Source organism: Streptomyces sp. NPDC051569, assembly GCF_044454085.1.
Classification (GTDB): domain Bacteria; phylum Actinomycetota; class Actinomycetes; order Streptomycetales; family Streptomycetaceae; genus Streptomyces.
Window position 1 is genome coordinate 24,003 of sequence record NZ_JBITDJ010000013.1, and the last position, 13,414, is coordinate 37,416.

The 13,414-nt window shown below is 69.5% G+C and carries 12 protein-coding genes; 7 read left to right on the forward strand and 5 right to left on the reverse strand.

What is annotated here, in order from left to right:
* Positions 1-45: 45 nt before the first annotated feature.
* The 3 genes from ACIBAE_RS19180 to ACIBAE_RS19190 are packed head-to-tail and all read left to right on the forward strand — an operon-like array spanning position 46 to position 3,652.
* Positions 46-570, forward strand: a complete 525-nt coding sequence (locus ACIBAE_RS19180) for a PadR family transcriptional regulator (protein WP_399286611.1) — start codon at positions 46-48, stop codon at positions 568-570.
* Positions 567-1,253 carry an ABC transporter ATP-binding protein gene (locus tag ACIBAE_RS19185; protein ID WP_399286614.1) on the forward strand — a complete coding sequence of 229 codons (687 nt, stop codon included), beginning with the start codon at positions 567-569 and terminating at the stop codon, positions 1,251-1,253. Before ACIBAE_RS19180 ends, ACIBAE_RS19185 begins: the two co-directional genes overlap by 4 nt.
* A complete protein-coding gene (locus tag ACIBAE_RS19190) occupies positions 1,250-3,652 on the forward strand; it encodes an FtsX-like permease family protein (protein ID WP_399286616.1) in 2,403 nt (800 codons plus the stop codon). Before ACIBAE_RS19185 ends, ACIBAE_RS19190 begins: the two co-directional genes overlap by 4 nt.
* Before the next feature lie 12 nt (positions 3,653-3,664).
* On the opposite strand, the gene ACIBAE_RS19195 is transcribed toward ACIBAE_RS19190, so the two are convergent.
* The gene (locus ACIBAE_RS19195) at positions 3,665-4,726 is read right to left on the reverse strand and encodes a LysR substrate-binding domain-containing protein (RefSeq protein WP_399286618.1); all 1,062 of its coding nucleotides are present in this window, start codon (positions 4,724-4,726) and stop codon (positions 3,665-3,667) included.
* A gap of 143 nt (positions 4,727-4,869) precedes the next feature.
* Between ACIBAE_RS19195 and ACIBAE_RS19200 the strand changes: the two genes are divergently transcribed.
* Positions 4,870-5,424 carry a peroxiredoxin gene (locus ACIBAE_RS19200; RefSeq protein WP_399286620.1) on the forward strand — a complete coding sequence of 185 codons (555 nt, stop codon included), beginning with the start codon at positions 4,870-4,872 and terminating at the stop codon, positions 5,422-5,424.
* Between the two features lie 6 nt (positions 5,425-5,430).
* The gene (locus tag ACIBAE_RS19205; protein ID WP_399286622.1) at positions 5,431-5,979 is read left to right on the forward strand and encodes an alkyl hydroperoxide reductase; all 549 of its coding nucleotides are present in this window, start codon (positions 5,431-5,433) and stop codon (positions 5,977-5,979) included.
* Positions 5,980-6,160: 181 nt separating this feature from the next.
* On the opposite strand, the gene ACIBAE_RS19210 is transcribed toward ACIBAE_RS19205, so the two are convergent.
* The 4 genes from ACIBAE_RS19210 to ACIBAE_RS19225 all read right to left on the reverse strand — a co-directional run bounded on the left by ACIBAE_RS19210 (position 6,161) and on the right by ACIBAE_RS19225 (position 11,255).
* On the reverse strand, positions 6,161-7,579 hold the full coding sequence (locus tag ACIBAE_RS19210; RefSeq protein WP_399286625.1) for an AI-2E family transporter: 1,419 nt from the start codon (positions 7,577-7,579) through the stop codon (positions 6,161-6,163).
* A gap of 158 nt (positions 7,580-7,737) precedes the next feature.
* The gene (locus ACIBAE_RS19215; RefSeq protein WP_399286628.1) at positions 7,738-8,433 is read right to left on the reverse strand and encodes a transglycosylase SLT domain-containing protein; all 696 of its coding nucleotides are present in this window, start codon (positions 8,431-8,433) and stop codon (positions 7,738-7,740) included.
* A 386-nt stretch (positions 8,434-8,819) separates the two neighbouring features.
* A complete protein-coding gene (locus ACIBAE_RS19220) occupies positions 8,820-10,142 on the reverse strand; it encodes a PhoH family protein (protein WP_399286631.1) in 1,323 nt (440 codons plus the stop codon).
* 351 nt (positions 10,143-10,493) lie between these two features.
* Entirely contained in the window at positions 10,494-11,255 is a 762-nt protein-coding gene (locus tag ACIBAE_RS19225) for an isoprenyl transferase (protein ID WP_399286634.1), read from the reverse strand.
* Between the two features lie 149 nt (positions 11,256-11,404).
* Here ACIBAE_RS19225 and mgrA point away from each other — a divergent pair, with 149 nt between their 5' ends.
* Both mgrA and ACIBAE_RS19235 read left to right on the forward strand, forming a co-directional pair.
* Complete coding sequence (mgrA, locus tag ACIBAE_RS19230; RefSeq protein ID WP_399286636.1) at positions 11,405-12,442, forward strand: L-glyceraldehyde 3-phosphate reductase; 1,038 nt, start codon at positions 11,405-11,407, stop codon at positions 12,440-12,442.
* A 630-nt stretch (positions 12,443-13,072) separates the two neighbouring features.
* Entirely contained in the window at positions 13,073-13,327 is a 255-nt protein-coding gene (locus ACIBAE_RS19235) for a hypothetical protein (protein WP_399286638.1), read from the forward strand.
* The last annotated feature ends 87 nt before the right edge of the window (positions 13,328-13,414 follow it).

Here is a 13,414-nt window from a genome sequence, read left to right on the forward strand (position 1 = left end):
AGCCGCTATACACCGTGGGTATACACACGGTGTAGAGTGCGCCGCATGTCAATCGGTCACACCCTCCTCGGGCTCCTGGAGTCCGGCCCCCGCCATGGTTACGACCTCAAGCGGGCCTTCGACGACAAGTGCGGCCTCGACCGCCCGCTGCACTACGGGCAGGTCTACTCGACCATGTCGCGACTGCTGAAGAACGGGCTCGTCGAGGTCGAAGGCATCGAGGCCGGCGGCGGCCCGGAGCGCAAGCGGTACGCGATCACCGAAGCCGGGGTCACGGATGTCGCCCAGTGGCTCGCCCAGCCGGAGAAGCCGGAGCCCTACCTGCAGTCGACCCTCTACACGAAGGTCGTCATCGCGCTGCTCACCGGCCGGAGCGCCGCTGATCTGCTCGACACCCAGCGCGCCGAACACCTGCGCCTGATGCGCGTCCTCACCGAGCGCAAGCGCTCCGGAGATCTGTCCGACCAGCTCATCTGCGATCACGCGCTGTTCCACCTGGAGGCCGATGTGCGCTGGCTCGAATTGACCGCGGCCCGCCTGGACCTGCTCGCCACCGAGGTGATGGCATGATCGCCCCCGGTTCCCTGCTCGCCGCCCATGACCTGCGCAAGGCGTACGGTCCGACGCCCGCGCTCGACGGCGCCTCGTTCTCCATCCTTCCCGGCGAGGTGGTCGCGATCATGGGCCCCTCGGGCTCGGGCAAGTCGACCCTGCTGCACTGCCTCGCCGGAATCATCCGCCCCGACTCGGGCGTCATCACGTACCGGGACCGCGTGCTGAGCGACATGTCGGACGCCGAGCTCAGCGCCCTGCGCAGGACCGAGTTCGGCTTCGTCTTCCAGTTCGGGCAGCTCGTCCCCGAGCTGACCTGTGTCGAGAACGTGGCACTGCCGCTGCGCCTCGCCGGCACTCGGCGCAAGGACGCCGAGCGCGTCGCCCTGGAGTGGATGGAGCGTCTGGAGGTCGACGGTCTGGCCTCCAAGCGGCCCGGCGAGGTCTCCGGCGGACAGGGCCAGCGTGTCGCGATCGCCCGTTCCCTCGTCACCTCACCGCGTCTGATCTTCGCCGACGAGCCGACCGGCGCGCTCGACTCCCTCAACGGGGAGCGGGTGATGGAGCTGCTGACCGCCATGGCCAGGTCCGCCAACACCGCCGTCGTCCTGGTCACGCACGAGACGCGCGTCGCCGCCTACTCCGACCGCGAGATCGTCGTACGGGACGGCAAGTCCCACAACATGGAGCGCGCCGTATGACGCTCCTCGACCAGCGGGCCGCCCCCGCCCCCACTCCCCCGCCGGCTCCGGCGGCCGGCGGCCGGGGATCCTGGCTGCGCGACCTCCAGCTCGGCGTGAAGTTCGCCGCGGCGGGCGGACGCGAGGGCTGGACCCGTACGGCGCTGACGGCGCTCGGGGTCGGATTCGGCGTCGCGATGCTCTTCCTCGCCGCGTCCATCCCGCACATGACCGACGCCCGCGCCGCACGCCAGGATGCCCGCAGCGCCATCGGTTACGTCTCCGGCAAACCGGCGGAGCGCACGGACGCGACGCTGCTCTGGGCCCTGGCGGACACCGAGTACCACAACGAGACCATCACCGGCCGGCTGCTGCGCGCCGAAGGCCCGAGAACACCGGCCCCACCGGGGGTGGGGCACTTCCCCGGCCCCGGTGAGATGGCGGTCTCCCCCGCCCTGCGGGACCTGCTGGACTCGCCCGGCGGGGAGTTGCTGAAGCAGCGCCTGGACTACCGCGTCACCGGCATCATCGGCGACGCCGGCCTGCTCGACTCCGGCGAGCTGTTCTACTACGCCGGGAACGACAGCCTCAGCACCGAGCAGGGCGCCAAGAGGGCGGCCGGTTTCGGCAGCCACGTCGAGCACGATCCGCTGGACCCGGCCCTGGTGGTCCTGGTCATCCTGATCTGCGTCGCCCTGCTGGTGCCGGTGGGCATCTTCATCACCACCGCCGTCCGCTTCGGCGGCGACCGCAGGGACCGCCGGCTCGCCGCGCTGCGGCTGGTCGGCGCCGACACCCGGATGACCCGGCGCATCGCCGCCGGTGAGGCGCTCTTCGGCGCGATCTTCGGGCTGCTCGTCGGTGTCGGGGTGTTCCTGGCGGTACGGCCCCTGGCGGGCACCGTGCGGCTGTGGACCCTCGCCGCGTTCCCGGCCGATGTGGTCCCGGTACCGGCGCTCGCCGCGCTGATCGTGCTGGCCGTCCCGGCCGGAGCCGTCGCGGTGACCCTGTTCGCCCTCCGCTCGGTCGCCATCGAGCCGCTGGGCGTCGTACGGAACGCCCGCCCCCGGCGCCGCCGGGTGTGGTGGCGGCTGCTGGTCCCGGTCGCCGGTGTGGCTCTCCTGACGATGACGGGAGGCACCAGCGACACCGAGGCCTTCAGCGTCTACCCGGTCGCGGCCGGCGCCGTCCTGGTCCTCGTGGGCCTGACCCTGCTCCTGCCCTGGCTCGTCGAAGCGGTGGTGTCCCGGCTGCACGGCGGGCCCGTGCCCTGGCAGTTGGCGACCCGCAGGCTTCAGCTGAGCAGCGGATCAGCGGCCCGCGCCGTCAGTGGCATCACCGTGGCGGTGGCGGGCGCCGTCTCCCTGCAGATGCTGTTCAGCGGCGTGCAGGCCAACTTCACGAAGGCCACCGGAGCGGACCCCACCCGGGCGACCGTCACCGCCACCGCGGACTTCCCGAACGGGGAGCTGGCCCAGAAGATGATCGACGGGTTCCGGGCGACCAAGGGGGTCACCTCCGTCATCGGCACGGTCCAGAGCTATGCGGCCGGGACGGCTCCCCGGGCGGAGGGCGAGGGAAGCTCCAGCACGCTCGTCGTCATCGGCACCTGCGCCACCCTGCGGGAGGTCGCGCACATAACGTCCTGCCAGGACGGCGACACCTTCGTCTCCCACCTCCCCGGCCAGCAGGCCCAGACCGACGCGGTCGGCCAGGCCGCCCGGCCGGGCAAGCCCCTCGATCTGAACATGTACGGGGATGAGGACGGCACGGCGCCGCAGCTGTGGACGCTGCCTGCGGCGACCCGTACGGTCGCGGCCAGGCCGGACCCGGCCGGTAATCTCACCGCGGGCGTCCTCGCCACACCGGGCGCCCTCGACCCGAGCCGGCTGCCGACGGCGACGACTATCGCCTCGATCCTCGTCGACGAACGGGTGCCGGACGCGCGGGAGTACGTACGGAACACAGCCGCGCGTATCTACCCGGCCATGGGGATCTTCACGATCAGCTACGCGGAACGGGCGCACCAGTTCAACAGCGTGCGCAGTGCGCTGCTGATCGGCGCCACCGGCACGATGGGCCTGATCGCGATCAGCCTGCTCGTGACGCAGCTGGAGCAGCTGCGCGAGCGCCGGAGACTGCTGTCGGTGCTGGTGGCGTTCGGCACGCGCCGTTCCACCCTCGCCTGGTCGGTGCTGTGGCAGACCGCCGTACCGGTGGTCGTCGGCACGGCGCTGGCTGTCGCGGGCGGGCTGACCCTCGGAGCCGTACTCCTGCGTCTGGTCGACAGCTCGGTCAGCGACTGGTGGGTCTTCCTGCCCTTCGCCGCCGCGGGGATCGGGGTGATCCTGGTGGTGACCTTGGTCAGCCTGCCGCCGCTGTGGCGGATGATGCGGCCGGAAGGCCTTCGATCGGAGTAACGCGCGGGCGCGTCAGCGTGTCGCGGGTGCCGGGCCGAGACCTCTCGGGCCCGGCACCCGTGCCGGTGCGGGAAAGCGCGCCGACGCGGGCACGCGCGCCGATGCCGGTACCTGTGCCTGCACCGGCGCCTGTACCGGCGCCTGGAGGACTCGCACCGGAAGCGTGCGCAGTGCCTCCCGCAGGGCACCCGCGAACACCTCGAACTCGCCGCCCCGCGCCGCACCCGTCCGCATCGCCAGCGCGATCCGCCGCGACGGTGCGGGATCGGCGAAGTATCCGGTCAGCAGCCGGTCGTTGCGGCCCGTCTCGACCTGCACCGCCGTGCGCGGCAGCAGCGTCACCCCCAGCCCGCCGGCCACCAGCTGCACCAGCGTGGAGAGCCCCGCCGCGGTGGTCGTCACGGGCACACCGTCGGCCCGTCCCGCCTCCCGGCAGATGTCCAGCGCCTGGTCGCGCAGGCAGTGCCCCTCGTCGAGCAGCAGCAGCGGCAGCTCACGAAGGGCCGCGCGAGGCAGGTCCCGCCGCCCGCCGAGGTCGTGATCGCCGGGCGTCACCAGGACGAAGTCCTCGTCGAAAAGCGGCAGTTCGGTGATCCCGGGCTGACCGAGAGGCACGGCGAGCAGCAGCAGATCCAGCCGGCCCGCCGTCAGGCCGTCCAGCAGCGAGGAGGTCTGCTCCTCGTGCACCTGGAGATCCAGCTCGGGATAGCGGTCGCGTACCAGCCGGAGAACCGCCGGCAGCAGATAGGGCGCCACGGTCGGGATCACCCCCAGCTTGAGGACCCCGGTGAAGGGCGCCCGTACCGCCTCGGCCTCGTCCAGCAGCGCGCCGACCGCGCGGAGTACGGCCCCGGCCCGGACCGCGAGCCGTTCACCGGCCGGCGAGAGCAGTACCTTTCGCGTCGTACGCTCGACGAGCTGGACACCCAGCACCTCCTCCAGCGCCGAGACGGCACCGGAGAGCGCGGGCTGGCTCATCCCGATCGCGGCGGCCGCGTCCCGGAAATGAAGATGTTCGGCCACAGCCGCGAAAGCACGCAACTGGGACAAGCTGGGCTGTTTACCCCTGGGCATGACGGCCACTGATAGGCACCTCCGATCACGGCGGCCCAGTCTAGCTATTTCTTTGATCAATGTTCTCTGTGCCACCATCAGTGATCTGTCCAGCCCCCACGGAAGACCCCAAAAGGGATTTCCTCCCCCCGCAAGGAGAGCGCGTGCTCACTGTTGGTGACCAGTTTCCCTCGTTCGAACTGACCGCCTGCGTCTCGCTGGAGAGCGGCAAGGAGTTCGCGGAGATCAACCACAAGTCCTACGAGGGCAAGTGGAAGGTCGTCTTCGCGTGGCCGAAGGACTTCACCTTCGTGTGCCCGACCGAGATCGCGGCCTTCGGCAAGCTGAACGACGAGTTCAACGACCGTGACGCCCAGGTCCTCGGCTTCTCCGGCGACTCGGAGTTCGTCCACCACGCGTGGCGCAAGGACCACCCGGACCTGACCGACCTCCCCTTCCCGATGATGGCCGACTCGAAGCACGAGCTCATGCGCGACCTGGGCATCGAGGGCGCCGACGGCTTCGCGCAGCGCGCGGTCTTCATCGTCGACCCGAACAACGAGATCCAGTTCACGATGGTGACCGCCGGTTCCGTGGGCCGTAACCCCAAGGAGGTCCTGCGGGTGCTGGACGCCCTGCAGACCGACGAGCTGTGCCCGTGCAACTGGACCAAGGGCGAGAACACCCTCGACCCCGTCGCGCTCCTCTCGGGCGAGTGATCTGTCATGGCACTCGATGAACTGAAGTCCGCTCTGCCGGACTACGCCAAGGACCTCAAGCTGAACCTCGGTTCGGTCATCGGCAACAGCGACCTCCCCCAGCAGCAGCTGTGGGGCACCGTGCTGGCCTGCGCGATCGCCTCGCGCTCACCGAAGGTGCTGCGCGAGCTGGAGCCGGAGGCCAAGGCCAACCTGAGCGCCGAGGCGTACACCGCCGCCAAGTCCGCCGCCGCGATCATGGCGATGAACAACGTCTTCTACCGGACCCGGCACCTGCTGTCGGACCCCGAGTACGGGACGCTCCGCGCCGGTCTGCGGATGAACGTCATCGGCAACCCGGGTGTGGAGAAGGTCGACTTCGAGCTGTGGTCGCTCGCCGTCTCCGCGGTCAACGGCTGCGGCCAGTGCCTCGACTCGCACGAGCAGGTCCTCCGTAAGGCGGACGTGTCCCGCGAGACGATCCAGGAAGCCTTCAAGATCGCCGCGGTGATCCAGGCCGTCGGCACGACGCTCGACGCCGAGGCCGTTCTCGCCGAGGCGCTCGTCGCCGAGTAGGGGCGCGGTACACATCCGTACGCGAGGGGCCCCGCGGACACCATGTCCACGGGGCCCCTCCGGCTGTCGGCCGGCTGCCGGCGTCACTTCGTGGGCGCGGCCACTTCCCGCGCGCTGCCGCCCGACCGGCGAGCTGTGACGCGAGCGGGGTGGCCGCCGTCCAGCGCTTCCGGTTCGCGGATCACTCCGGACCGACCGTCGACTCGGCGGCCGCGAGCCGCTCCGCCGGCGCCGGTTCACCGGAGGTGGGCGGCGCGCCGGGCGCCGGGACCCCCGTCCCGTCCGCGGTCCCCCGCTCGGTCCCCGGCGGGGTCCCCGTGGCGGCCGTGCCGGCGGTCGTCCCGGCCGCGGGCGCGGCGCCCGGCGGTGGTGGTTCCTGGCTGTACGCGCGGAGATAGCCGACGACCGTGTTGGTGACCGCCACCAGCGGCACCGCCACCACCGCGCCACCGATGCCGGCGATCAAGCCGCCGGCCGCGACCGACAGGACGACAGCGAGCGGGTGCACCCGTACCGCGCGGCCCAGGATGAAGGGCTGCAGCACATGGCCCTCGATCTGCTGGACGGCGAGGACGACGATCACGACCATCAGCGCGGTGAACACGTTCTGGGTGACCAGGGCGACCACCACCGCCAGCGCGCCCGAGATCACCGCACCGACCAGCGGGATGAAAGCGCCGAGGAAGATGATGACGGCCAGCGGCACGGCCAGCGGGACATCGAGGAAGTAGAGCCCCAGACCGATGAATATGGCGTCGATGAGGGCCACGATCACCGTGCCGCGCACATAGGCGGTCAGGGTGCGCCAGGCGCGCGGCCCGGCCCCCGCCACGCCCTCGCGCGCCTGCGCCGGGACCAGCTTGAGCGTCCACTGCCAGATCCGCCTGCCGTCGTAGAGCAGGAAGAGCGTGGAGAACATCGCGAGCAGCATGCCGGTCAGGAACTCGACCATCACGGTCACGCCCTGGAGGCCCGCCGAGGTGATCTCCTCGGTGTTGGTGCCGATGGCATCGCTCAGGTTCTTCGCGATGTCGTTGATCTGGTCCTCGGTGACATGGAACGGGCTGTTGAGCAGCCAGTGCTTCAGCTCGTTGATGCCGTCGGTGACCTGGTGGGAGAGGTCGTCGATGTTCTCCATGACCTGCCACACCACGAACCAGCCGATCAGCCCCATGAGGACGAACCCGGCGATCGCGGTGAGGGCGGTGGCCAGCGCCCGCGGCACCCCGTACCCCTTGAGCCGGGCGACGGTGGGCTGGAGCAGCGCGGTGAAGAGCAGGGCGGCGACGAAGGCCAGGACGACCAGCTGAACGGCGCTGATGACCCGCATCAGCACCCAGAGCGTGCCGGCGAGGACGAGCAGCCGCCAGGCGGCCTCACCCGCGACGCGGATACCCCAGGGGATGGCGGCGACGGGATCGGGCTTGCCGGCGACGGAGGGGGCGTACGCGGGGGGCGGGGGGATACTCTCGACCGCCGGCCCGCCGACCGGCCCGCCGGCGCCCTCGGCCTCCGCCTCGGCCCTGCGCTCGTCCAAGCGGTCCCCCATACGGGTCAGTTCCGCGCCCACCCGACCGAGCCATGCTGGCACTCTCGACATGATGATTCCTCTTCCCCCCGGCTGTCCCTCCACGCACGTCCCCCGACGCCGTCCGGACCGACCGTACATGCGCGAAGCCCCCCACCGTAGGACGGCGGGGGGCTTCCCGGGGTTGAGCGCCGGACGGGGCCGGCGGCTTCTGGGTACCGCGACCGGTACTAGTACCAGTGGTTGGCCTGCCAGAACGACCAGGCGCCGCAGGGGCTGCCGTAACGGCCGTCCATGTAGCTCAGGCCCCACTTGATCTGGGTGGCCGGGTTGGTCTGCCAGTCGGCGCCGGCCGAGGCCATCTTCGAGGCGGGGAGCGCCTGGACGAGACCGTACGCACCGGAGGACGGGTTCTGCGCCCGGTAGTTCCAGCCGGACTCGTGGCTCACGATGTTGCTGAAGCACTGGAACTGATCGCCCGACATCATCTGCGCCGCGATCGCCTGGACCTGCGAGACGCTGTACGAGCCCTGCGCGGAGAGCGAGGTGATGGCGGAACGCGCCGAGTCGCGGCTGGCGCGCTCCGCGTCGTCGGCCTTGCGCTTCTCCTCGGCCTTGTCCGCCGCTTCCTTCTTCGCCTTGGCGTCCTTGGCGGCCTGCACACGGGCCGATTCCTCCGCGGACTTCTTCGCGGTGGCGTCGGCGGCCGAGGCCTGGGCGTCGGCCTGCTGTGTCAGCGAGGCGGTCTGCACCAGCGCCTGCTGGCCCGCGGGGATGTCTGCGAGGAGCGTCGTGCCGGCGGCCGCCGCCTCGAAGTTGTCGTTCGAGACCTGAGGGTCGCCCGAGGCGACACCTACGACTGCGCCGACGGTGGTGACCGCGGTGGCCGATGCCACGGCGAATCCCCGGACCGAGATCCGGCTCACACGGTGTCCTTCCAGCAACACCCGCATAGGTGACCTCGCGGGCGCGATCGTGCCCCTGGCACTGGTCTCCGTACTGCTCAGGTCACGGGAGACACGGGCCCGGTGGGCAATCCTCCTGCGAGGACTGCCGCGTGGTGCGCGGGCGGCATGCGGCGGCAGTTGTGGAGTTGTGTATGCCGCACCTCGGGGGTGCGTCGGATGCCGCATGCGGGGCCTGACGGAAGCAAGACTCTGCCGGAAGGCGATACCGCGAGGCAATTCTTCCTCGCGTGGGAAAGCTCACACCCTGTTTGGCGCATCGGTTCGTTGGAAAAGGCGGTAAAGCGCGGCGCCGCCCGGCTAAGCTCTCTGGCTTCGCCGGGCGGCGCCAACTGCGGTGATACCGCCTAGATCTGACCGTCCTCCAACATTTCGGTCACGAGCGCCGCGATCTGGGAGCGCTCGGAGCGGGTGAGGGTGACGTGCGCGAAGAGCGGATGGCCCTTGAGCTTCTCAACGACGGCGACGATCCCGTCGTACCGCCCCACCCGCAAGTTGTCGCGCTGGGCCACGTCGTGAGTGAGCACCACCCGGGAATTGGCCCCGATCCTGGACAGAACGGTCAGCAGTACGTTCCGCTCCAGGGACTGGGCCTCGTCGACGATGACGAACGCGTCGTGCAGGGAACGGCCGCGGATGTGCGTGAGCGGCAGCACTTCCAGCATGCCGCGTCCCAGCACCTCCTCGATCACGTCCCGGCCCGCGACCGCGGACAGCGTGTCGAAGACCGCCTGCGCCCAGGGGCTCATCTTCTCGGCCTCGGTACCGGGCAGATAGCCGAGCTCCTGCCCGCCGACCGCGTACAGCGGCCGGAAGACCATCACCTTCTGATGCTGCTGGCGCTCCAGGACCGCTTCCAGGCCCGCGCAGAGAGCCAGCGCCGATTTGCCGGTGCCGGCCCGGCCGCCCATCGACACGATGCCGATGTCCGGGTCGAGGAGGAGATCGAGGGCGATGCGCTGCTCGGCGCTGCGGCCGTGGATCCCGAAGGCCTCACGGTCGCCGCGCACGAGGCGGACATCGCCCTCCGGGGTCACCCGGCCGAGCGCCTTTCCGCGCTCGGACTGGAGCACCAGACCGGTGTGCACGGGAAGCCCACTCGCCTCGGGCACATGGAGGGTGTCCTCGGAGTAGAGGAGATCCACCTGCTCGGCGGCGAGCGTCAGCTCGCTCATCCCCGTCCAGCCGGAGTCGGTGACGGCCAGCTCGGCGCGGTACTCCTCGGCGAGCAGCCCGACCGACGACGCCTTGATGCGCAGCGGCAGATCCTTGGAGACGACCGTGACGTCGTACCCCTCGGCCTGGAGATTACGTGCGACCGCGAGAATCCGTGAGTCGTTGTCCCCCAATCGGAAGCCGGCGGGCAGGATGCCGGGATCGGAGTGGTTGAGCTCGACGCGCAGCGTGCCGCCCAGGTCGCCGAGAGGGATGGGGGCGTCGAGACGGCCGTACCGGATACGGAAGTCGTCGAGCAGGCGCAGGGCCTGCCGGGCGAAGTAGCCGAGCTCCGGATGATGCCTCTTGGCCTCCAGCTCTGTGATCACCACGATGGGGAGCACCACTTCGTGCTCCTCGAAGCGATACATGGCGTTCGGATCGGCGAGCAGGACACTGGTGTCGATTACGTAGGTGCGCCTGTCGGGCATGCGGCGCTTCGTGCTGGTCACCACGGAAGGACGTACCCCCTCGGATGAGGTCGGGGTGCGACGGCATCGGGGGCCGGGGCCGGATTCAGGCCCTGTGCGCGGGCCGAACTCCGGCCCTCCACGTCGCCCGTACGTCTCACCGCACGGTCGTCCTGGTGCAAAAGGACCTCCCGGGCGGACGGCCCCATGCCGTCCACTGAGATGCGACGTCCTCGGACAGAGCTGCTTTCGGACGTCGACCTGCAGGAGGTATGCCCTCGAACACGCGCCGCCATGCCATGGCATATGACGGACAGGGGGTGAACCTGGGGTGACATACCCGCGCCGGGGCCGGTCGGGGCCGCGGGGGTGCCGGTGAACCGGTGAAGGGGGAGGTCAGGATCCGTAGCGGCGGTGGCGCGCCGCGTAGTCACGCAGGGCCCGCAGGAAGTCGACCTTACGGAAGGCCGGCCAGAAGACTTCACAGAAGTAGTACTCGGAATGGGCGCTCTGCCAGAGCATGAACCCGGAGAGCCGCTGCTCACCGCTGGTACGGATGACCAGGTCGGGGTCGGGCTGGCCGCGGGTGTAGAGGTGCGAGGAGATCATGTCGGTGTCGACGATCTCGGCGAGCTCCTCGAAGGAGGTGCCTCTGCTCGCGTGGTCATGGAGCAGGGAACGGACCGCGTCGGCGATTTCCTGCCGCCCGCCGTAGCCCACGGCGACATTCACGAGTATTCCCTCGTTGCCGAGGGTGGCCTGCTCGGCCTCCTTGAGGACGGTCTGCGTGTGGCCGGGCAGCAGGTCGAGCGTGCCGACGTGGTGCACCCGCCAGCGGCCGTCTGCCGCCAGATCGCGGACCGCGTCCTCGATGATGCCGAGGAGGGGGGTGAGCTGATCCTCGGGGCGGTCGAGGTTGTCGGTGGAGAGCAGCCAGAGGGTGACGACCTCGACATCGGTCTCGGAGCACCAGCCGAGCAGATCCTGGATCTTACTGGCGCCGGCCTTGTGTCCTTGCTCGGCCGTACCGCCGGACGCCTTCGCCCAGCGACGGTTCCCGTCGAGGATGACGCCGATGTGCTTGGGCACCTGGGTGTGGTCGAGGCGGCCTTCCACCCGGCGTGCGTAGAGCCTGTACACCAGGTCGCGCAAGTTCACTGAAGTCCGCCTCTCGATTCCATGGGGACCGGCGCGTCCGCTGGCGGGATCCTGGGGCCGGCCCAGGGACCCCGAAGCCGTCACATTACTGCTCGGCCCCCGTGGTCTCCCAACCCGGTCTGTCACAAGTCCGTGATAAGGAAGGAACCATGACTGATTCCTCCTCTTACCTCGCTGCCGGTGACCGGTACGACTCCATGGAGTACCGGCGCAGTGGGCGCAGCGGCCTCAAACTGCCCGCGATCTCCCTCGGTCTCTGGCACAACTTCGGCGATGACCGCACCCTCGATTCGCAGCGCGCGATCCTGCGCCGCGCCTTCGACCTCGGCGTCACGCACTTCGACCTCGCCAACAACTACGGACCGCCGCCCGGATCCGCCGAGCTGAATTTCGGCAAGCTCTTCGCGCAGGACTTCGCGCCTTACCGCGACGAGCTCGTCATTTCGACCAAGGCCGGTTATCTCATGCACCCGGGCCCTTACGGAGAGTGGGGATCCCGCAAGTACCTGCTGTCCTCCCTGGACGCTTCCCTGGGCCGCATGGGTCTCGATTATGTCGACATCTTCTACTCCCACCGCCCCGACCCGAATACTCCTCTTGAGGAGACGATGGGCGCACTGGCCTCCGCCGTACAGCAGGGCAAGGCGCTGTACGTCGGCGTCTCGTCGTACAACGCGGAGCAGACCGCCGAGGCGGCCAGGCTCCTGAAGGAGATGGGCGTCCCCGCGCTCATCCACCAGCCGTCCTACTCGATGATCAACCGCTGGATCGAGGACGACGGGCTGCTGGACACCCTGGAGACGGCCGGCATGGGCTGCATCTCGTACGTGCCGCTGGCGCAGGGACTGCTCACCAATAAGTACCTCAAGGGAATCCCGGAGGGCTCGCGGGCCACCCAGGGCAAGTCCCTGAACCCGGATCTGCTGTCGGACGAGGTCATGCAGCGGCTCAACGGGCTGAACAAGATCGCGCGGCGGCGCGGCCAGTCGCTGGCACAGCTGGCGCTGAACTGGGTGCTGCGGGATCCGCGTATGACCTCCGCGCTGATCGGCGCGTCCAGCGTGAAGCAGCTGGACGAGAACGTCGCGGCACTGACCGGGGCGCCGCTCACGGCCGAGGAGCTGAAGGAGATCGACGGCTTCGCGGTGGACACCGAGGGCACGAACATCTGGGCCGCCCGCAGCTGACGGTCCATGAGGACTCGTCAGCGTCACGCCGATAAGGCAGTTGACGCCGTGACATGAAAAACGGGCCGGTCCGTGGGGGGGATACGGACCGGCCCGAGGGGGGGTTTCCACAATAACCCTTCGTAAGCGATGCTGCGCCCCACGCCGGGCCGCGATCACGCTCCGGAGGCGTCGATGCCCGCTGCCCCGCCTGGAAACGCGGGGTCAGCGGGTTTTCACACCCGGCGTGGCGTGTAGTCGCCACGGCGCGCCGTCCCCCTCATGAGCGACCTCCGGAACGTGCGGCCTGGGCGCCTGGGGCACTGAGGTGTGGGGGATGGGGCGGTGCTGTGCGATGGGCGAGGACAGGCGACGGCGGTGAAGCAACCCGCTTTACGGTGGAGGAAATTGGCCATCGCCCGGCAGCCCGGCGCCGCGATGCGGGAAACGGGACGAACCATTGGGTCGTGCGCATGCCAAGCGATAGAGTTTTACTCACCAGTGGACGCAATGGGACTACGTAGAGTGACGAAAGCGTAGCGGCGCCGGCGACTGGGCGAACGGGGAGAGGGGCCGGATCTCGCGATGGCGAGCGGACAGTACAGAGTTGATCTGAGTGCGTTGGACAACGTGGTGCGGAAGCTCAATGCGGTGATCGCCGACTTGGGCGAGGCGCATACGAGTTCTTGTTACAGCACCTACCTGCCTCCGGGGGCGCTCGGGAAGGGCTTCGGGGAAGCGAGCAATCTGCATATCGCCCATGACGAGATGAAGGCGCATCTTGAGGATGTCGTCAAGCATATTCATGGGCTGGTGGATGAGTTCGGTACGAAGACGAGGAAGACGCACGGTGCGTACCAGGACCAGGACGCGGCTGTGAAGGCGTCGATGGCGGGGGGCGAGTAGGTCATGGCGGGTGGCGGCACGGGTGATGACTTCACGTACGACTATGTTCCGGCGGAGAGGTGTTTCAACGAGTCGCACACGACGGAT

Excerpts from the sequence above, each read along its gene's own strand:
- ACIBAE_RS19190 (WP_399286616.1), top strand. The coding sequence starts at position 1,250 with ATGACGCTCCTCGACCAGCGGGCCGCCCCCGCCCCCACTCCCCCGCCG.
- ACIBAE_RS19210 (WP_399286625.1), bottom strand. The coding sequence starts at position 7,579 with ATGTCGAGAGTGCCAGCATGGCTCGGTCGGGTGGGCGCGGAACTGACC.
- ACIBAE_RS19195 (WP_399286618.1), bottom strand. The coding sequence starts at position 4,726 with ATGCCCAGGGGTAAACAGCCCAGCTTGTCCCAGTTGCGTGCTTTCGCG.
- ACIBAE_RS19180 (WP_399286611.1), top strand. The coding sequence starts at position 46 with ATGTCAATCGGTCACACCCTCCTCGGGCTCCTGGAGTCCGGCCCCCGC.
- mgrA (WP_399286636.1), top strand. The coding sequence starts at position 11,405 with ATGACTGATTCCTCCTCTTACCTCGCTGCCGGTGACCGGTACGACTCC.
- ACIBAE_RS19185 (WP_399286614.1), top strand. The coding sequence starts at position 567 with ATGATCGCCCCCGGTTCCCTGCTCGCCGCCCATGACCTGCGCAAGGCG.
- ACIBAE_RS19205 (WP_399286622.1), top strand. The coding sequence starts at position 5,431 with ATGGCACTCGATGAACTGAAGTCCGCTCTGCCGGACTACGCCAAGGAC.